20 protein-coding genes are annotated in these 17,046 nt (G+C 70.3%); 9 read left to right on the top strand and 11 right to left on the bottom strand.

Annotated features, from left to right (window positions below; translation table 11 throughout):
* Position 1 precedes the first annotated feature (1 nt).
* Positions 2-817: an MBL fold metallo-hydrolase gene (locus SACXIDRAFT_RS00620; RefSeq protein ID WP_006236511.1), complete on the top strand. Its 816-nt coding sequence runs from the start codon at positions 2-4 to the stop codon at positions 815-817.
* A 41-nt stretch (positions 818-858) separates the two neighbouring features.
* Here the strand turns inward: SACXIDRAFT_RS00620 and SACXIDRAFT_RS00615 are convergent, their stop codons facing one another.
* Entirely contained in the window at positions 859-1,611 is a 753-nt protein-coding gene (locus SACXIDRAFT_RS00615) for an alpha/beta hydrolase (protein ID WP_040921990.1), read from the bottom strand.
* 285 nt (positions 1,612-1,896) lie between these two features.
* Positions 1,897-2,532 carry an NAD(P)-dependent oxidoreductase gene (locus tag SACXIDRAFT_RS00610; RefSeq protein ID WP_006236509.1) on the bottom strand — a complete coding sequence of 212 codons (636 nt, stop codon included), beginning with the start codon at positions 2,530-2,532 and terminating at the stop codon, positions 1,897-1,899.
* A gap of 71 nt (positions 2,533-2,603) precedes the next feature.
* Here SACXIDRAFT_RS00610 and SACXIDRAFT_RS00605 point away from each other — a divergent pair, with 71 nt between their 5' ends.
* The gene (locus tag SACXIDRAFT_RS00605; RefSeq protein WP_232285221.1) at positions 2,604-3,224 is read left to right on the top strand and encodes a TetR/AcrR family transcriptional regulator; all 621 of its coding nucleotides are present in this window, start codon (positions 2,604-2,606) and stop codon (positions 3,222-3,224) included.
* A 22-nt stretch (positions 3,225-3,246) separates the two neighbouring features.
* Here SACXIDRAFT_RS00605 and SACXIDRAFT_RS00600 read toward each other — a convergent pair whose 3' ends face one another.
* Positions 3,247-4,338 (bottom strand): ABC transporter ATP-binding protein, encoded by a 1,092-nt coding sequence (locus tag SACXIDRAFT_RS00600; RefSeq protein WP_006236507.1) that lies wholly within the window; start codon positions 4,336-4,338, stop codon positions 3,247-3,249.
* 127 nt (positions 4,339-4,465) lie between these two features.
* Here SACXIDRAFT_RS00600 and SACXIDRAFT_RS00595 point away from each other — a divergent pair, with 127 nt between their 5' ends.
* The gene (locus tag SACXIDRAFT_RS00595) at positions 4,466-5,656 is read left to right on the top strand and encodes an ROK family transcriptional regulator (RefSeq protein WP_006236506.1); all 1,191 of its coding nucleotides are present in this window, start codon (positions 4,466-4,468) and stop codon (positions 5,654-5,656) included.
* A gap of 2 nt (positions 5,657-5,658) precedes the next feature.
* On the opposite strand, the gene SACXIDRAFT_RS00590 is transcribed toward SACXIDRAFT_RS00595, so the two are convergent.
* From SACXIDRAFT_RS00590 to SACXIDRAFT_RS00580, 3 genes are all read right to left on the bottom strand, one after another.
* Positions 5,659-6,318 (bottom strand): SRPBCC domain-containing protein, encoded by a 660-nt coding sequence (locus tag SACXIDRAFT_RS00590; RefSeq protein ID WP_006236505.1) that lies wholly within the window; start codon positions 6,316-6,318, stop codon positions 5,659-5,661.
* 20 nt (positions 6,319-6,338) lie between these two features.
* On the bottom strand, positions 6,339-6,686 hold the full coding sequence (locus SACXIDRAFT_RS00585) for a histidine triad nucleotide-binding protein (protein ID WP_006236504.1): 348 nt from the start codon (positions 6,684-6,686) through the stop codon (positions 6,339-6,341).
* Positions 6,687-6,806: 120 nt separating this feature from the next.
* Complete coding sequence (locus tag SACXIDRAFT_RS00580; RefSeq protein WP_006236503.1) at positions 6,807-7,160, bottom strand: histone-like nucleoid-structuring protein Lsr2; 354 nt, start codon at positions 7,158-7,160, stop codon at positions 6,807-6,809.
* Between the two features lie 650 nt (positions 7,161-7,810).
* On the opposite strand from SACXIDRAFT_RS00580, the gene SACXIDRAFT_RS00575 reads away from it, so the two are divergent.
* Complete coding sequence (locus SACXIDRAFT_RS00575) at positions 7,811-9,004, top strand: aminotransferase class V-fold PLP-dependent enzyme (protein ID WP_006236502.1); 1,194 nt, start codon at positions 7,811-7,813, stop codon at positions 9,002-9,004.
* Between the two features lie 9 nt (positions 9,005-9,013).
* On the opposite strand, the gene SACXIDRAFT_RS00570 is transcribed toward SACXIDRAFT_RS00575, so the two are convergent.
* Complete coding sequence (locus SACXIDRAFT_RS00570; RefSeq protein WP_006236501.1) at positions 9,014-9,649, bottom strand: DsbA family protein; 636 nt, start codon at positions 9,647-9,649, stop codon at positions 9,014-9,016.
* On the bottom strand, positions 9,643-10,350 hold the full coding sequence (locus tag SACXIDRAFT_RS00565; protein ID WP_006236500.1) for an SDR family NAD(P)-dependent oxidoreductase: 708 nt from the start codon (positions 10,348-10,350) through the stop codon (positions 9,643-9,645). The genes SACXIDRAFT_RS00570 and SACXIDRAFT_RS00565 overlap by 7 nt, the downstream gene beginning before the upstream one ends.
* Before the next feature lie 9 nt (positions 10,351-10,359).
* Between SACXIDRAFT_RS00565 and SACXIDRAFT_RS00560 the strand changes: the two genes are divergently transcribed.
* The 5 genes from SACXIDRAFT_RS00560 (at position 10,360) to SACXIDRAFT_RS00540 (ending at position 15,124) form a co-directional block, all read left to right on the top strand.
* Positions 10,360-11,271: a helix-turn-helix transcriptional regulator gene (locus SACXIDRAFT_RS00560; RefSeq protein ID WP_232285220.1), complete on the top strand. Its 912-nt coding sequence runs from the start codon at positions 10,360-10,362 to the stop codon at positions 11,269-11,271.
* 94 nt (positions 11,272-11,365) lie between these two features.
* On the top strand, positions 11,366-12,832 hold the full coding sequence (locus SACXIDRAFT_RS00555) for an SDR family oxidoreductase (protein ID WP_006236498.1): 1,467 nt from the start codon (positions 11,366-11,368) through the stop codon (positions 12,830-12,832).
* A 33-nt stretch (positions 12,833-12,865) separates the two neighbouring features.
* Positions 12,866-13,267 carry an SgcJ/EcaC family oxidoreductase gene (locus SACXIDRAFT_RS00550; RefSeq protein WP_006236497.1) on the top strand — a complete coding sequence of 134 codons (402 nt, stop codon included), beginning with the start codon at positions 12,866-12,868 and terminating at the stop codon, positions 13,265-13,267.
* A gap of 34 nt (positions 13,268-13,301) precedes the next feature.
* Positions 13,302-14,285 carry a daunorubicin resistance protein DrrA family ABC transporter ATP-binding protein gene (locus SACXIDRAFT_RS00545; RefSeq protein ID WP_006236496.1) on the top strand — a complete coding sequence of 328 codons (984 nt, stop codon included), beginning with the start codon at positions 13,302-13,304 and terminating at the stop codon, positions 14,283-14,285.
* On the top strand, positions 14,282-15,124 hold the full coding sequence (locus tag SACXIDRAFT_RS00540; protein ID WP_006236495.1) for an ABC transporter permease: 843 nt from the start codon (positions 14,282-14,284) through the stop codon (positions 15,122-15,124). The genes SACXIDRAFT_RS00545 and SACXIDRAFT_RS00540 overlap by 4 nt, the downstream gene beginning before the upstream one ends.
* A gap of 17 nt (positions 15,125-15,141) precedes the next feature.
* On the opposite strand, the gene SACXIDRAFT_RS00535 is transcribed toward SACXIDRAFT_RS00540, so the two are convergent.
* The 3 genes from SACXIDRAFT_RS00535 to SACXIDRAFT_RS00525 all read right to left on the bottom strand — a co-directional run bounded on the left by SACXIDRAFT_RS00535 (position 15,142) and on the right by SACXIDRAFT_RS00525 (position 16,962).
* Positions 15,142-15,738 (bottom strand): DUF305 domain-containing protein, encoded by a 597-nt coding sequence (locus SACXIDRAFT_RS00535; RefSeq protein ID WP_006236494.1) that lies wholly within the window; start codon positions 15,736-15,738, stop codon positions 15,142-15,144.
* Positions 15,739-15,818: 80 nt separating this feature from the next.
* Positions 15,819-16,457: a DUF305 domain-containing protein gene (locus tag SACXIDRAFT_RS00530; RefSeq protein ID WP_006236493.1), complete on the bottom strand. Its 639-nt coding sequence runs from the start codon at positions 16,455-16,457 to the stop codon at positions 15,819-15,821.
* A gap of 73 nt (positions 16,458-16,530) precedes the next feature.
* Positions 16,531-16,962: a DUF6153 family protein gene (locus SACXIDRAFT_RS00525; protein ID WP_232285219.1), complete on the bottom strand. Its 432-nt coding sequence runs from the start codon at positions 16,960-16,962 to the stop codon at positions 16,531-16,533.
* Positions 16,963-17,046: the final 84 nt, after the last annotated feature.

Here is a 17,046-nt window from a genome sequence, read left to right as displayed (position 1 = left end):
CATGTCGCTCGATCCGGCTCCCGACACCCTGACGTTCATCGGCACGGCCACGACGCTGATCCGGGTGGGACCCTTCACGCTGCTGACGGACCCGAACTTCCTGCACAGAGGTCAGTGGCTCCACATAGGACACGGTGTGATCACGCGGCGGCGCACCGAGCCTGCCGCCCAGCCGGAAGACCTCCCGCCGCTCGACGCGGTGGTGCTCTCCCACCTGCACGGCGACCACTTCGATCCCGTGGCCCGGCGCAGGCTCGACCGGGACGTGCCCATCCTGACGACCCACCACGCGGCACGGCGACTGGGCCGTCACGGATTCACCGAGGTGGCGCCGCTGCGCACCTGGCAGAGCGAGACACTGCGGCACGGTGCGGCGACGTTGACCGTCACCGCCGTGCCCGCCCGGCATTCGGGCACGGTGCTCGACCACGTGCTCCTGCCGCCGGTGATGGGCAGTGTGCTCGAATACCGAGCCGACGCCGAGGCCGGCCCTCTGCGCGTCTACCTCAGTGGCGACACGCTGCCCCACCGGCAGCTGCGCCCGATCGCCGAACGCTTTCCCTCGCTCGACCTCGCAGTCCTGCACCTCGGAGGCACGAGAGTGCTCGGTGTGTGGCTGTCCATGAACGACCGGCACGGCGCCGATCTGCTCGAACTGCTGGAGCCCACCGAGGCGGTCCCTGTTCACCACGACGACTACGGCGTGTTCACCTCCCCGGTGTCGAACTTCCTCGTCGAGGTGGCCGAACGCAGGCTCGCCACGCAGGTGCGCCTGCTGCGGCGTGGGCAGAGCCTGTCGTTGCGCGGCGCGGACTGAGCACCGGACCGCGAGGACGACGTGTCCGGACGGCGACCGCCTCAGCGCACCGCGAACGGGGTCGGCCTCGGGTCGTCGCTCCAGCGTGCGAGCCGCTCACCGAGCAGGGCGTACACCTCGGGGTCGAGACCCATCTCCACGTGCGAGCTGTGCACCTCGACGCAGTCGGCGCACGGGTCCTGGCAGAGCTGCCAGGGCACCACGGCGTCGCGGCGGGAGAACACCGACACGGCGGGAACCGGGCGCGGCAACGGTGTTCGCAGCAGAGCCGAGTTCGTGCGGTAGCAGTCGCCGCCGAAGCAGTCGGCGTCGAGGAGCCCGGGAACTCCCCACGCGGACGCCCTCACCAGCGCGCGGGCGAGGTCGATGCCGCGCGCGTGGACGCCGAGCGGGTCGAGCACGGGCGAGGCGAGCATCACCAGCGCCCGCACCAGTTCCGGTCTCCTGACGGCGGCGATCCTGGCGAGCCAGCCGCCCCGGCTCTGGCCCACGACGATCACCCTGCGGCCGGTGGTGCGGGCAAGCTCCTCCAACCGCTGTTCGATGCGCTCCACGAGCGCGGCGGTGCAACCGAGGTTCATCCCGGTTCGCGTGCCCAGCGGCCGGTATCCGCGCGCGTCCAGCCACGAGTGGAGCAGGCGCAGACTCCAGTCACCGAACCCAAAGCCGGGAACGAGCAGCACCCCTTGCCCGGCTCCCCTGCCGGGGTCCTCGGCCCGCCACACAGGATGGCGCACCAGCCGGGGAACCATCCGCGCTGTCGAGGCGAGCACCTGTTCACGAGAGGACCACACCCGGGTCCATACCCGCTCATCCGCTGGCTACGCGACGAGCGCCGCGCGGCGTGTCCGCACTGTGTGCGCAGGTGTTGGCAGCTTGTGCGCGGGTGTTGGCACGCTGCGGTTTCGCCGAACGCGTCACGGCTTCCCAGTCAGGCCGCGGCACCGCCCGTACCGTCCGCGAACGAAAACCGCAGTGTGGTGATCGCACCTGTGGTGGAGACCTCGGGCGCGCCGAGCCACGCCGGAGCACCGGCACGCTTGAGCAGCCTCACCGCAGCCCGAGCGGCACCGGCTCGTTCAGGCGTGCGCGACCGAGACCGCGTGCCGGACGAGCGCCTGATCATCGACGGTGCGGATCAGGAAGTCGGCCAGGTCGGCGCGTGAGATCGAGAACGCACCGCGCACGCCCGCGCCGATGCGGCTGCGCACCGCGCCGGTCCGCCTGCCGTTCGTGAGCCTCGGCGGCAGCACGATGGTCCAGTCGAGGTCGCTTCGCCGGATGCGGTCCTCCATCACCAGCGTGTCGGCGAACGGGTGCCGCAGCGCCCGTTGCAGGATCGGTTTGACGAGGACCCGCACGAGGAGGCCGTCCCCGGTGGTGTGCGCGCCGGCAGCGCTCACGGCGACGAGCCGCCGGACCTCCTGCTTCCGCATGGCGGCCATGATGACCTGGATCGTGTCGGCGCAGACGCTGGTCGGTCCGCGATGCCCGGCTCCGACGGCCGAGATCACCGCGTCCGTGCCGTCGAGGGCGGGGGCGAGGTCGCCGGGATCGTCGAGGCCTGCCGTGACGACGTGCAACCCCGGCGAGGAGGGCAGAGCCAGCCGTGCCGGGTCGCGCACGACGGCGGTCACGGTGTGGCCGAGGTCGAGAGCCTGCCGCACGACCGAGGAACCGGTGCCTCCGGTCGCGCCGAAGACGGTGAGCTTCATGGTTGCCGAACCTCCACGAGAAGCCAGGTGAGTGAACACTCACCACTATAGTGAGTGAACACTCATCCCAGGTGAAGCGAGAGGGATTCCAGGCGACAGTGACGACACGGGACGTGATCGTGGAGGCCGCAGGCCGCATCCTGCGCACTCGCGGCTATGCGCACGCGACCACCAAGGAGATCGCCCGCGAGGCCGGGTATTCCGAGGCCACGCTCTACAAGTACTTCACCGACAAGACCGAGATCTTCCTCAGCGTGCTCTCGACCCGGCTGCCCGGTTACGAGACGGTGCTCGCCAGGATCAACGACCACGGCGCGGACCGCGAGGTCAGGGACAACCTCGTCGATGTCGCGGCGGTCGCCCTTGCCTTCTACGCCGAGAACTTTCCCATCTCGATGTCGCTGTTCTCCTCGGCCGATCTGCTCGCCGCCCACCGGCGCAGGCTGGGGGAGCTGGGCTCGGACGGCCCGAGGAGGCCGCTGGCCGGACTCGCGCGATACCTGGCCGCCGAGCAGCGGCGTGGCCGCATCCGCTCGGGTGCCGACCCGGCGGCCGTCGCCGCACTGCTGATCGGCGCGTGCTTCCAGCAGGGGTTCCTGTCCGCGTTCGACGGGACGTCGCGGAGCGAGGAGGAGTCGCGCCGCGACGCCGAACGACTCGTGGACACCCTGCTGGCAGGGCTCACGCCCTGACCGGATCACCCGAGACGCGACCTCAGGCGCCGAGCCGCAGTCCCGTTTCGGGGTCGAACGTGTGGGCGGCGTCGGCGTGGCGCAGTGTGACTCGCATGGTCTGCCCGAACGACGGTGCCTTGTCGGCCTCGGTCCGCACGATGAACCGCTCGTGCCGCCCGCCGACGTCCACCTGCCCGTAGACGTAGGCGTCGGACCCGAGCACCTCCACCAGTTCGACTTTCAACTCCAGCGCGGGTTCGTCGGCACCGGCGGCCCGAAGTCCTTCGGGCCGGATGCCGACCGTCACCTCCCGGAGATCGGTGCCACCGAGGACGGCCCGCTCGACGGGAACTGTGAGACCGTCCAGTTCGGCACCGCCGTCGGTGAGCGGCACCGTGGTCAGGTTCATGGCGGGGGAGCCGATGAACCCGGCGACGAACACGTTCGCCGGGGTGTCGTAGAGGACCTTCGGCGTGTCGCACTGCTGGAGCACACCGTTCTTGAGCACCGCCACCCTGTGTCCCATGGTCATCGCCTCGACCTGGTCGTGCGTGACGTAGACGGTGGTGGTTCCCAGCCTGCTCTGCAACGCCGTGATGTTCGCCCTGGTCTCCACCCGCAATTTCGCGTCCAGATTGGACAGTGGCTCGTCCATGAGGAACACGGCGGGCTCGCGGACGATGGCGCGTCCCATCGCGACCCGCTGCCGCTGCCCTCCGGACAGCGCCTTCGGCTTGCGGTCGAGGTAGTCGGTGAGATCGAGCAGGCGCGCGGCCTCCGCCACCCGCTCGGCGATCTCCGTCTTGGGCACTCGCTTGATCTTGAGCGCGAATCCCATGTTCTCGGCCACCGTCATGTGCGGGTACAGCGCGTAGGACTGGAACACCATCGCGATGTCCCGGTTCTTGGGCGACACCCCGGTGACGTCCTTTCCGCCGATGGTGATGGCGCCCTCGTCCACGTCCTCAAGGCCCGCCAGCATCCGCAGTGCGGTCGATTTGCCCGAGCCGGAGGGGCCGACGAGGACGAGGAACTCGCCGTCGGCGATGTCGAGGGAGAGTTTGTCCACTGCCCGCACGACGGGGTTGCCCGGGAAGAGCCGGGACGCTTCGACGAACGAGACCTCTGCCATCGCGGATGTTCCTCTCCAGGTGACGAGCCGGACTGGCTCGGGGTGCGCCACTGTCTACCGCGCTTCACCCGATCGTGGCTAGAGTTCGATAGTCCAGTGGACTGACGAAATCACGGGAGGTGAGGTCGTGGACTGGGCCAGCCCGGCGCGGCCGGTGGGCCAGCACGCCCACAACCTGGCGCTGGTGTCGCGGTTGATCGCGGACGGCGGCCCGGTGTCACGGGCCGAACTGGCCCAGCGCAGCGGGTTGACGAAGACCACCGTGACCCAGCTCACCGGCGAGTTGCTCGACGCGGGACTCGTCAGGGAGCTGGGAACCGCACGCCACGGCGGCCCCGGAAGGCCGGCCACGCATCTTGTGGTGAACGTCTTGGGACCGGTGGGTATCGGGATGCAGATCGAGGCCGACCATGTCGCGGGCTGCCTGGTGGACCTCACCGGCAGGGTGCGGGACCGCGCGGTGCGGCGCATCGACGACCCGGTCGGTGGTCCCGGCGTCGCGGTGAAGGCCGCCGAACCGGTGCTGCGCAGGCTGCTCGCCTCGGCCGACGCGAGGGACTCCGTGGTCGCCGGTATCGCGGTCGGAGTCCCCGGCCGCGTCGATGGACAGCGAAGAGTCGATTCGGTGGAACTCGACTGGGTCCGTGTTCCCCTGGCCTCCCTGCTCACTCACAGGCTCGAAATGCTGAGCGGCGGCATCATCCCCGTGGAGGCACACGACGGTTTCCGGCTCGCCGCGCTGGCCGAACGGTGGTTCGGCGGCGCGGACCCCACCCGGCCGCTGGTGACGGTGGCGGGGGAGTCGTCGCTGGGCGTCGGCGTGATCGACGGCCCTGGGTGGGAGCGTGGTTATTCGGGGCCTCTGGGACATGTGCGTGTCCGGCGCGGCGGAGACCGCTGCCACTGCGGCGCCAGGGGCTGCCTGGACACGGCAGCCGGGCCGAGGTTCCTGCTGCGGGTCTCCGACTCCGGCGCGCCGGTGCTCTCCCGGCTGCGTGGCGGCGAGAGCCGGATGCGGGCGCTCACGCGGAATCCCGAGGCGAGCGCCGTCCTGCGCAGGGCGGCCTCCGCGCTCGGCGACGCGCTCGCGGGACTGCTCGTGGCTCACAGCTCGGCGAGTGTCGTACTCGGCGGCCACCTGGCCCCGCTCGGCAGCGGGTTCGCCGAGCAGGTCGCCGCCGCGCTCGGCCGCAGGCTTCCCGACGGCGCGCCACCGGTCACGACGTCGTCACTGCGTGGCGACGCGGTGGCGCTGGCGGCAGGCAGGACGGTGACAAGGCGGCTGATCGAGAACCCGGCTCGCTGGCTGGCGAGCTGACCTCACGCCGTGGCGGGCCGCGTGAGGTCGGGGGCCAGTCGCCGCAGGCAGTCACCCGCCGCGTCGGCGAGCTCCTCCGCGGTCGCGACGCCGCTCACCTCGGTGGCCTTGACCCACGCACTGACCGAGTGCTGGGCGAAGGTCTGCACCGACGTCGAAGCGCGCCACGTCGCGGGTTCCGGCTCCGTCTCACCGGCGAGGAACCGGTCGAGCCCCGCGATGGCCACGTCCCAGCCCGGACCGTGACGCACCCCGCCGTCACGCGGCACGCCGGTGTGGACCAGTTCGGCCACGGTGTCGCCCGCCTCGTCCTCGGCCAGCCGCACGGTGACCACCTCGGTCTCCCCGCCCCAGGTGACGGCGAACAGGTGCGGCGCGGCGCAGTCCAGCACCGTGCCTTCTGCGTGGTCCGCGACGCGGAAGGCGCCGCCGACGTGGGTCTCGCCCGTCACGAGAGCCAGCCACCTTGCGAGGTTCTCCACCTCGGTCATCGCACTCCACGCGGTGGCGGGCGGGCAGGGAAACCGGCGGCGAAGGACGAGCCCGTACTCGGCGGCATCCGTTCCGGGCCTCGGCTGCTCTGTCTGTTCCAGGGCACCGACGTCCGTCGTGGTGCGTACCTCGCGATAGGTCGCGGTGAGCCGATCAGCAATGTCGATCACGTGACGCTCCTCCCGTGCCGTCATCCCGGAGGCCACTGGAGATTACGGCCACCGAGTACATGACAGTGGGCGTGGAAGACCGTTTGATTGGCGTCCGCACCGGTGTTGAAGACCAGGCGATAGCCGGAGGCGTCCACACCATCGATCTTGGCGACCTCACCCGCGGCCGCGAGCACCTCTCCCGCGAGCTTCGGGTCGGCCGCCGCCATGGAGGCGGCGTCGGGAAAGTGCTCCTTGGGAATCACGAGGATATGCGTGTCGGCCTGGGGATCGATGTCCCTGAAGGCGAGCACCGAGTCGGTCTCGTGCACGATGGTGGACGGCACGGAGCCCTCGACGATCCGGCAGAACAGGCAGTCTGTGCTCACGCACTCACTGTATTCCGAGCCGCCGGAACCCGTGGGGAAGGGGCCGCAAAAATCCCGGCGCAGTCTCCGGAAAGCCCCGCGCCGGGAAGGGAGGAACGGGGGAGGTCTCAGTGAGCCCTCTCAGTGAGCCTTGCGGTAGGCGTCTGTGACCTCCGACGGGATGCGCCCGCGATCGGAGATCTCATATCCGTTCTTGCGCGCCCACGCGCGGATAGCCTGGTTCTGCTCTCGTTCGGCCGAGGAGGAACGGGACTGCGCCGCAGCGCTCCCACGGCGGCGCGATGCCGTCCGCTTCCGGCCTCCCGCCCTGCGGGCATGCTCGATGTAGTGGGCGAGCGCGTCCCGCAGCTCTTCGGCGTTCTCCGCCGACAGGTCGATCTCGTAGGTGACACCGTCGAGGGCGAACTGCACCGTCTCGTCGGCCTCGGACCCGTCGAGGTCGTCCACGAGGGAGACAAGAATCTGCTGTGCCACCAGTTCCTCCTGCTTCGCGCCGCGTCGGCGAATGAATTGAAGTCCGCTGGGCGAGAAGTGTACCCGACCGCCTTGGGGGCCGGGCAGGCGCCGTTTGCTTCTCTCCGTCGAAATGGAAACCGGCCTGCCCGCTTCCCTGAGGGCGTTCGGCATCCGCCGGGGAATGCGCGCCGCAGTTGCGGGGAAGCGAAGCGTATTCGCCGCAGGTGGGAGTCGTGCACCGGGATGTCCTCGTGGGACTGGCCGAGGTCGCGACGGCATAAGGTGCCCCGGGTTTTTCCGTGGCGTGACGGGACTTCCGGCGCACCGGCACCCACCGAACGCGACGGTGGGCGCCGCCTGCGAAGCGGCCTGCCGAGTGCGCCGCCGACGCGGTGGGAGGTGGGCCACGGCTCCGGGTGATTCCGTTGGCCGGAACGGGTAGCGTGTCCGGCGCTCATTTCCGGAGGCGGGCCGCGAGGAAAAGCGGGGAAAGGGCTCGATGCGCCACTCTCGGGATGGCTTGCGGTGCTCGAATGGCGGTTCGCCGGGCCGGTGAAGATATTCGCCCGAAAAACGGGTGGCTGCGACGGAGGCCGGTAGTGTGTCGGGTGATCATTATGCCTGCCCAGCGCGGCGTCGCCGCCGTGCGGTCACGAGAGGGACGATCCATGATCACCGACAGTGCCACCCTGGAGAAGGTCGCGAAGTCGCGGGCGGACACTCCGGCTTGCGACACCGTCGTGCACTTCGACAACGCGGGTTCTTCGCTTCCACCGAGGCAGGTGGTGGACCGGGTCGTGCGGCACCTCCGCCGCGAGGAGAGCGTCGGCGGGTACATCGCCGCCGACGAGGTGCGCGACGAACTGGACGACGGCTATGCCACGCTGGCCAGGCTGGTGGGGGCGAGGCCGGAGGAGATCGCGATCACCGACAGTGCCACACGCTCGTGGCTGTCGCTGTTCACCGCCGTGCGCTGGCGGGAGGGAGATCGGGTGCTCACCGCGGCTCCCGAGTACTCCAGCAACCTCATCGCCATGCTGTCGGTGGCGCGCGAACTCGGTGTCTCGGTGGAGCGGGTGCCGAGCACCGAGGAGGGCGATCTCGACCTCGACGGGCTGCGGGCGATGCTCGACGACCGGGTCCGCATGGTGGCGATCACGCACGCGCCCAGCAACGGCGGTCTCGTGCAGCCGGTGGAGCGCATCGGCGAGATCGTCGCCGACAGTCCCGCGCTGTTCCTGGTGGACGCCTGCCAGAGCATCGGCCAGATCCCGATCGACTTCGACGCCGTCCGAGCCGACGCCCTGTCGGCCACCGGCCGCAAGTTCCTTCGCGCGCCGAGGGGCACCGGGTTCCTCGCCGTCCGCCGCTCGGTACTCGACGAGTTGACGCCCTCGCACGTGGACCTGGCCTCCGGGTCGATCGAGGACAGCCGCGTGCGCCTGCGCGACGACGCGCGACGGTTCGAGCTGTTCGAACGCAACGTCGCCGCCGTGCTCGGGCTCGGCGAGGCGGCGCGCTACTACCTCGACGCGGGGCCGCAGTGGGTGCACGACTACGTCACAGAGCTGGCCGAGCACCTGCGCGGGCTGCTCGGCGAACTGCCCGGCGTCGCCGTGACCGACATCGGGTCACGGCGCTCGGGCATCGTGTCGTTCCGGGCAGGGACGACGCCGGCGCGGGACCTCGTCGCGACGTTGCGGGATCGCGGCGTCCACGTCACCGTCTCCCACGCGTCATCGACCCCGTGGGACATGGAAAGCCGCGGCCTCGACGAGCTGGTCCGCGCCTCCGTGCACCACTACAACACCCCGGACGAGGTGAGCAGGTTCTGCGAGGAGGTGGCCTCGGCCCTGCGGTGAGGGTGGAGTTCACCGGGTCAGCGCCGAGGTGAACTCCGCCTCGGCGGGCTCGCCCTCCAGCACGGTGCCGTCGTCGAAGCGAAACAGCGGCACGGTCGTCACCCCGCTCGCGCGGACCTCGGCGAGTGCCGCACTCAGCGCGTCGTTGTCACTGCCGCCCCCACCATCCCCACCGTCACCGCTGCTCGCGACGCCGACCTCGGCGGCGAGCCGGTCGAGCACGTCCGGCTCGGCGATGTTCACGCCGTCGGTGAAGTAGGCGCGGAAGAGGCGCTCCGTCATCTCCTCGGCGAGCCCCTGTTCCGCTGCCACCGCGACGAGCCTGTGGGCGGCGGCGGTGTTGGTGAAGATCGCGTCGCGAAGCCGGATGTCCAGCCCGTCCGCCGCCCCGATCGTGCTGTCGGCCGCCACCTCCCTCGCGAAGCGCTCACCCCGCTCGCGAACATGCACCGCGAACAACGCCTCTCCTTCCGCAGGGGCATCGGGCCTCAGCTGGAAGGGACGCAACCGCACCCGCAGATCGGCCCCGGTCGCGCGGTAGCGGTTGGCGGCGCGGCGGAAGCGGGTGAAGGCGAGACAGCAATGCACGCAGACGAAATCGACGACGACGTCCACGGTGCGCACGATCCGCTTGTCGTTCACCATGAAACGGCTCCCTTCAGCTGGTGGAAACCACCGGTCGGGCCGTCGGCGCCGACGGTGGCGAGTCTGACGATGATCTCGGCCCCCTCGGCCACGGTCTGCGTTCCGGTGTTGCCGTTGAAGTCCGTGGCCGTGTAGCCGGGATCGACGGCGTTGATCCGCATCCCCGGCAGCGCGTGGGCGTACTGGAGTGTCAGCATGTTGAGTGCTGCCTTGGACGTGGCGTAGGCCGGTGCGGGAAGCCAGGCCGGGACCGTGTCGCGGTGCGCGTCGGGTGCGGAGGCCGCCGCGAGGGAACCGAGCCCGCTGCTCACGTTGACCACCACCGGCTCGCGGCTGTGTCCGAGCAGCGGCAGGAACGCGCGCAGAACCCGCACGGCACCGAGCACGTTGGTGTCCAGCACCTCCAGCAGGGTGGCCGCGTCGAGTTCAGGGGCGGACACGGGCGCCCCGGCGATGCCCGCGTTGTTGACGAGGACATCGACGTGCCCTGTCTCGCGCCGCACGTGGTCGGCCGCCGCGCGCACCGACGTCTCCGAGGTCACGTCGAGCGGCAGCGGGCGGGCTCCGAGTTCGGCGCAGAGGGCCTCGCCTCGGCCGGGGTCGCGGGCTCCGAGGTACACGGTGTGTCCCATGGCGACGAGCCTGCGGGCGGTGTGCAGCCCGAGGCCCCTGGTCGCGCCGGTGATCACGGTGATGGTCATGGTTCAAGCTTGGAGACGCCGCCCTCGCCGTGGGTAGCGCTCGTTCTTCCTGGGACGGCTGGTACCACTCTGGGACACTGGGGTGTGCACAGTGAACTCGGAGTCCTGTTGCGCCGGTGGCGGGAGCGTGTCGAACCGGCGGCGGCGGGCTTTCCCGCAGGGACACACCGCAGGGCGCCCGGCCTCCGCCGTGAGGAGGTCGCGCTGTTGTCCGGGATCTCCGTTGACTACGTCGTGAAACTGGAGCAGGGACGGGCGACGTCGGCATCCGCCTCCGTGCTGACCGCGCTGGCGCGGACGCTGCGCCTGTCCGAGCCGGAGCGGGACCACCTCTTCCGGCTCGCGGGCCACGCCCCGCCCTCCGGCGACCGGCTGGTCACCGAGGTGCCTGACGCGGTGCGCCTGCTGGCCGAGCGCCTCGGCGTCGTGCCCGTCGCCGTTCACGACGCCGCCTGGCACCTCATCGAGTGCAACGACGTCTTCACCGCGCTCACCGGAGAGCCGCTGCCCGGTACGAGGCGGGAGAGCAACGCCGTGTGGCGGCACTTCACCGGGGACACCGGCAGGGTCGTGACCACGCCGGAGCAGGCGGAGAGATTCGAGCGAGCGGCCGTCGCGGACCTGCGTTCGGCGAGCGCCCGGTATCCCCGCGACGAAGAGGTGCGCGCGCTGGTCGGGGATCTGCGCCGGGTCAGTTCCCGGTTCGCACGGCTGTGGGACTCCCACGTCGTCGGCACCCACACGCGGCACGCCAAGACGATCATGCACCCCCGGCTCGGGCCACTCGCGCTCCACTGCGACGTGCTCACCGAGTACGCCGGGCACCTCCGCGTCGTGCTCTACACGGCGGAGCGGGGCAGTGACACCGCGCGCAGGCTGCGCCTGCTGACCCCATCCCGTCTGGCTGACCCGTTGGGGTGATCCGCGCCGCCATTCCGGGGACCCGGTCGTCGCGCCGGTCACTCTGCCCTGGTGGGTCCGGCAGGCCGAGAGCGAAGGGAAAGGGGCGGACGGTATGCGATGCGTGGTGTTCGGGTCCACCGGCTACCTCGGTGGACGCCTCATTCCCGAACTGCTGGCCGCGGGACATCAGGTTCGCGCGGTGGCCAGGAACCCGGCGAAACTATCCGGGGTCGCCTGGCGCGACCAGGTGGAGATCGTGCGCGCCGACGTCACCGACGCCGAGAGCGTCGCCGCCGCCATGCGGGACCAGGACGTCGTCTACCACCTGGTCCACTCGCTGACCCAGCGCGGCTTCGCCGATATCGACAGGGCGGCGGCCCACATCGTGGCGGACGTCGCCGAGGTGGTGGGGGTGTCGCGCATCGTGTATCTCGGCGGCATCGTCCCCGAGTCGGGCACCCTGTCCGCACACCTGGCGTCACGCTCCGAGGTGGGGCGCATCCTGCGGGAGGGCGCGGTGCCCACGCTGGAGCTGCGGGCGGCGGTCATCCTCGGCTCCGGTTCGGCGAGTTTCGAGATGCTGCGTTACTTGACCGAGAACCTGCCGGTGATGGTCACGCCGCGCTGGGTCCGCAACCGCATCCAGCCGATCGCCGTCGCGGACGTCCTGCACTACCTCCTCGGCGCGGCCACCGCGCCGGGGGAGATCAACGCCGCGTACGACATCGGCGGGCCCGAGGTGCTGACCTACCTCGACATGATGCGCCGCTACGCCGCCGTGGCAGGGCTGCGCAGGCGCGTGATTTTCGTGGTGCCCGTGCTGACGCCATGGCTGTCGGCGCAGTGGGTCAACCTGGTGACACCCGTGCCCCGCGCCATCGCGGTGCCCCTCGTCGAGTCGCTGGTGCACGAGGTGGTGTGTCGCGATCATTCGGTCGCCGAGATCATCCCGGACCCGGAGGGCGGGCTGACTCCCTACGACCGCGCGATCGAGCTGGCGCTGGCCCACGTGCGGGATGCCGATGTGCCGACCCGCTGGTCCGACGCCACCGGTGGCCCGTCCGCGCCGATGCCTCTCGACCCGACCTGGTCCGGCGGATCCGTCTACACCGATGTGCGCACCGAACGCACGGATGCCGACCCGCAGGTGTTGTGGGACGTCGTCGAGTCGATCGGCGGGGAGTCCGGCTGGTACTCCTTCCCGCTCGCCTGGTCGGTCCGTGGCTGGATCGACCGGCTCAGCGGCGGTGCCGGACTGCGGCGCGGACGCCGTGATCCCCGCCGGCTCCGGGTGGGGGAGGCTCTCGACTGGTGGCGGGTGGAACGGGTGGACCGGCCCCGGCTGCTGCGGTTGCGCGCGGAGATGCGGCTGCCAGGACAGGCGTGGCTGGAGCTGTCGGTGCGGCCGGACGAGAGCGGCGGTGCCGTCTATCACCAGCGTGCCGTGTTCGTCCCGAGAGGATTCGCGGGTCACCTCTACTGGAAGGCCGTCGCGCCGTTCCACACGCTGGTGTTCGGCGGGATGGCACGCAACATCACCGGCACCGCCCAGCGAAGAACAGCCGGAACCGGAGCTTGACCTCTCGCATGCTTGAGGTTTCAGGATGTCCGCATGGACACCGATTCGAACCAGGACATCATCGAGCTCGTCGAGCGTTACGGCAAAGCCTTCGACGACGGCGACGCCGACGCGATGAACGCGCTGTTCACCCCCGACACCGTGTTCGTCAACGTGGCAGGCAACCTGGTGCGCGGCGCGGACGATCTGCATCGCGCGCAGAAATCCGCCTTCGAGGGCCCGCTGCGCGGCGTGCGGGGCGCGTTCACGGTGGAGAACGTGGCGCTGCTCGGCGACGACGTCGCCGTCGTGCACGTGCGGCAGCGCAACACCTGGCCCTCCGCTGAGAAAACCGGTGGCGAGACGCGGACGGCGAGTGTCATCGTGTTCGTGTTGCAGCGGGGGCCGCAGGGTTGGCGCATCCGCACCGGACAGAACACCCCGGTCGCGGCCTGATCGGGCCCGAGCCGAGGGAGTGGGGGAGAACGCGGTGGCCCGTGACCACAGTGGACTGGCGATCGAGACGTCGGGACTGGTGAAACGGTTCGGGCAGACGAAGGCGGTGAACGGGGTTGACCTCGCCGTTCCCGTCGGCACCGTCTACGGCGTGCTCGGGCCCAACGGAGCGGGCAAGACCACGACGGTGCGCATGCTCGCGACGTTGCTGAAGCCCGACGCGGGCACGGCTACCGTGCTGGGGCACGACGTCCAGCGCGAACCGCACCGCGTGCGGGCGAGGGTGAGCCTGACCGGTCAGTACGCGTCCGTGGACGAGGGACTCACCGGCAGGGAGAACCTCGTGCTGCTGGGCCGGTTGCTCGGCCACCCCACGCGCTCGGCCCGGCGCCGCGCCGACGCGCTGCTGGAGACGTTCGGCCTCGCGGAGGCCGCGGGCAAGCTGGCGCGGGACTACTCGGGCGGCATGCGGAGGCGGCTCGACATCGCCGCGAGCATCATCGTCACTCCTGACGTTCTCTTCCTCGACGAGCCGACGACGGGGCTCGACCCGCGAAGCCGCCTCCAGATCTGGGACATCGTCAGGGAGATCGTGGCGTTGGGCACCACCGTGTTGCTGACCACTCAGTATCTGGAGGAGGCTGACCGGCTCGCCTCCCGGCTCGCGGTCATCGACCACGGCACCGTGATCGCGGAGGGAACCCCCGCCGAATTGAAGGCCACCGTCGGGGCGGGGTCGGTCACGGTGCGGCTGCGTGATGCGGCGCACTGGGCGCAGGCGGCTGCCGTGCTCGGCGACGCCCTCGGGGTGACCGCGCATGCCGGGGCCGATCCCGGCGTCGTCACGGCACGGGTCCTCGGCGGCGCTGCCGACGACACCACCGCGCGCGCCGCGCGGGCGCTCGATCGCCTTGCCAGGCAGGGAATCGGCGTCGAGGACTTCACTCTTGGCAGCCCGACTCTCGACGAGGTGTTCCTCTCCCTGACGGAACGAACGAGCCAGGAGCAGCCCGCATGACCGCGACCCAGACCATCGAAGCCGAGGCCCGCGAGCCGAATCAGGCGCTGCGTGACGTGCTCGCCGACGGCTCACGCCCCGCTCCCGCGAGCGCGTTCGCCGCGTCGTTCGCGTTCGGATGGCGGGCCATGCTGAAGATCAAGCACGATACGGAGCAACTCATCGACGTCACCGTGTTCCCGGTGATCATGACGCTGATGTTCACGTTCCTGTTCGGTGGGGCGTTGAGCGGCTCGCCCGACGAGTACGTGCAGTACCTCCTGCCCGGCATCCTCGTGATGAGCGTCATGGTGATCACGATGTACACGGGCATGGGGGTCAACGTCGATATCGCCAAGGGCGTGTTCGACCGCATCCGCACCCTGCCGATCTGGCGGCCCTCCGCACTCGTTGGCGCGCTGCTGGGGGACGTCTTCCGGTACACGGCGGCGTCGGCGACCGTCGTGGTGGTCGGCCTGCTGATCGGGTTCCGCCCCGCAGGAGGTGTGCTCGGGGTGCTTGCCGGGGTGGCGTTGCTCGTCGTCTTCGCCTTCGGGTTCTCGTGGATTTGGACGATGTTCGGGCTGCTGCTGCGCACCGAGAAAGCCGTGATGGGTGTCAGCTCGATGGTGCTGTTCCCCAGTACCTTCCTGTCCAATGTGCTCGTCGAACCCGGCACCATGCCGGGCTGGCTCCAGGCGTTCGTGGACGTCAACCCGGTGACCCACGTGGTGGCCGCCGTGCGCAGCGCCATGCACGGCACGTGGGACACCGGAGCCATCGCCTGGACGTTGGGTGCGGCCGTGGTGCTGACCGCCGTGTTCGGTGCCGTCACCATGCGCCTGTACAACCGGCGCTGATCGCGGCGCTTCGCGGGCTACCCGCCCAGCAGGGCTCTCATCTCGTCGATCTCCTTGCTCTGCCGATCGACGATGTCCTGCGCGTACATCGACGCGAGCGGGTCCTTGCCGTCACGCAGCTGCGCCTCGGCCATCTCCACGGCGCCCTCGTGGTGTTCGATCATGTTCTCCAGCCACAGCGTGTCGAAGTCGGGGCCCGTGCTCTGTTCCAGGCGCTGGAAGGTCTCCTCGCTCATGAGGTGTGAGTGGTCGTGGTCGTCGTTCGCCGTGCCGGGCGTGACCTCCACTCCCCATAGTTTCGGCAGGGCGAGCAGCTGGTCCAGCTCGGCCTTGTTCGCCGACCCGATGCGCTCGGCGAGGTCCTTCACCTCGGGGCTCGACGCGCGCTCCGACGCGAGCCCTGCGACGACGGCAGCCTGTTCGTGGTGCGGGATCATGCCGCCGACGAACTCGACGTCGCTGCCGTTGTGGTCGCTTCCCGCCTCCGCCGTGCCCGACGGCGCGTTCCGGGTGGCGCTCGGCGGATCACCCGGTGTCGCGCCGGTGTCCTCGGCGCCGCAGGCGGCGGTGAGCATGATCAGCAGGGCGGGCAGAACGTGGTGTGTGCGTGGCACGAGAGGTCCTTCACGTCGGAGATGGGGCCTGCGGACCCGCCGGAGCGAGCCCGCAGGCGAGGAGAATGGGTGGGGCCGGTTCAGTTCTTCAGCAGGGAGCGCATGTCCTCGATCTCGGCTTCCTGCGAGTCGATGATGCGCTGTGCCAGGTCCTTCACCTCGGGGCTGCTGCCCTCGCTGAGCACGGTGCGGGACATGTCAACAGCGCCCTGGTGGTGTTCGACCATCAACTCGAGGAAGAGCCGGTCGAACTCCGCGCCGCTCGCGTTGCCGAGTCGTTCCATGTCCTCGGCACCCATTCCCGGCATCTCCTCGTGGTGGCCCTGGCCGTGCCTGCCGTGTTCCTGGTCGTGCCCCGGCCCTGGCATCTCGGCGGCACCCCAGGCGTCGAGCCAGCCTCGCATCTGCTCGATCTCGGGGCCCTGCGCCTGCCGGATGCGTTCCGCGAGGTCGAGGATCTCGGGGTTGTCCGTGCGGGTCTCGGCGAGGTCGGCCATCTCGATGGCGCCCTCGTGGTGAGGGATCATGCCCTGGACGAAGGTGAGGTCGGCCTGGTTGTGGGACTCCTGCTGGGCCTGCGCGATGCTGCTGGTGCGCGGCGCCGGGTCGCCTTGCTGGTGCGCGCCCTCGTCGCCGCCACCGGAACATCCGGCTGCGACCGCCGCGACCATTGTGGCCGCCGCCGTGGCAAGGGCAGCCTGGATCAGGGATTTCTTCATGACGAATCTTCTCCGCGTCCGTCGGGTGGGTTGTGAGGTCGAATGCCGCCGGATACCCGGCGACGTGGGCACATCACAGCCGCAGCACGCAGAGGTCGTAGGCGAACCCGGTTCGAACGCCTGACGGGAAGGGGGGAGCGCGGTCGCCGCCGGTGCGCGGGGCGGGAAGGCGGAGCCTTGCTGCGAGGTCGGTGGCCCGTCGCAGAAGCCTGTGAGCGAGGACCAGGACGATCGACCCGACGAGCACGGCGAGGCACAGGTGCGTCAGTGCCGACGAGTCGTCGTGGCCGGGGGACGGCGAGTGGTGTTCGGGGGCGACCGGGTGAGCGGCGGCCGAGGTGTGCTCGGAGGCCGGGAGGTGGTCGATGTGCTCGGTGTGGTCGTTGACGACGTGATGCATGGTGACCAGCCCGAGCAGCACGAGGCAGACCAGCAGCCAGCGCAGCGCCACGTTCCGGCGCTCGTCGTTCACCGTGGCTCTCCATCGCGAAGGATCGGTCGTCACGTCGGGTTCAGGGTACTGACCCGCGAGTGTGGTGCGGGTGGGGCACATGGCCGAACCCGATGGCCCTCCGGTGCAGGGCGGCGG

The organism is Saccharomonospora xinjiangensis XJ-54 (assembly GCF_000258175.1).
GTDB classification, from domain to species: domain Bacteria; phylum Actinomycetota; class Actinomycetes; order Mycobacteriales; family Pseudonocardiaceae; genus Saccharomonospora; species Saccharomonospora xinjiangensis.
This window is presented reverse-complemented; position numbering and strand designations above follow the sequence as displayed.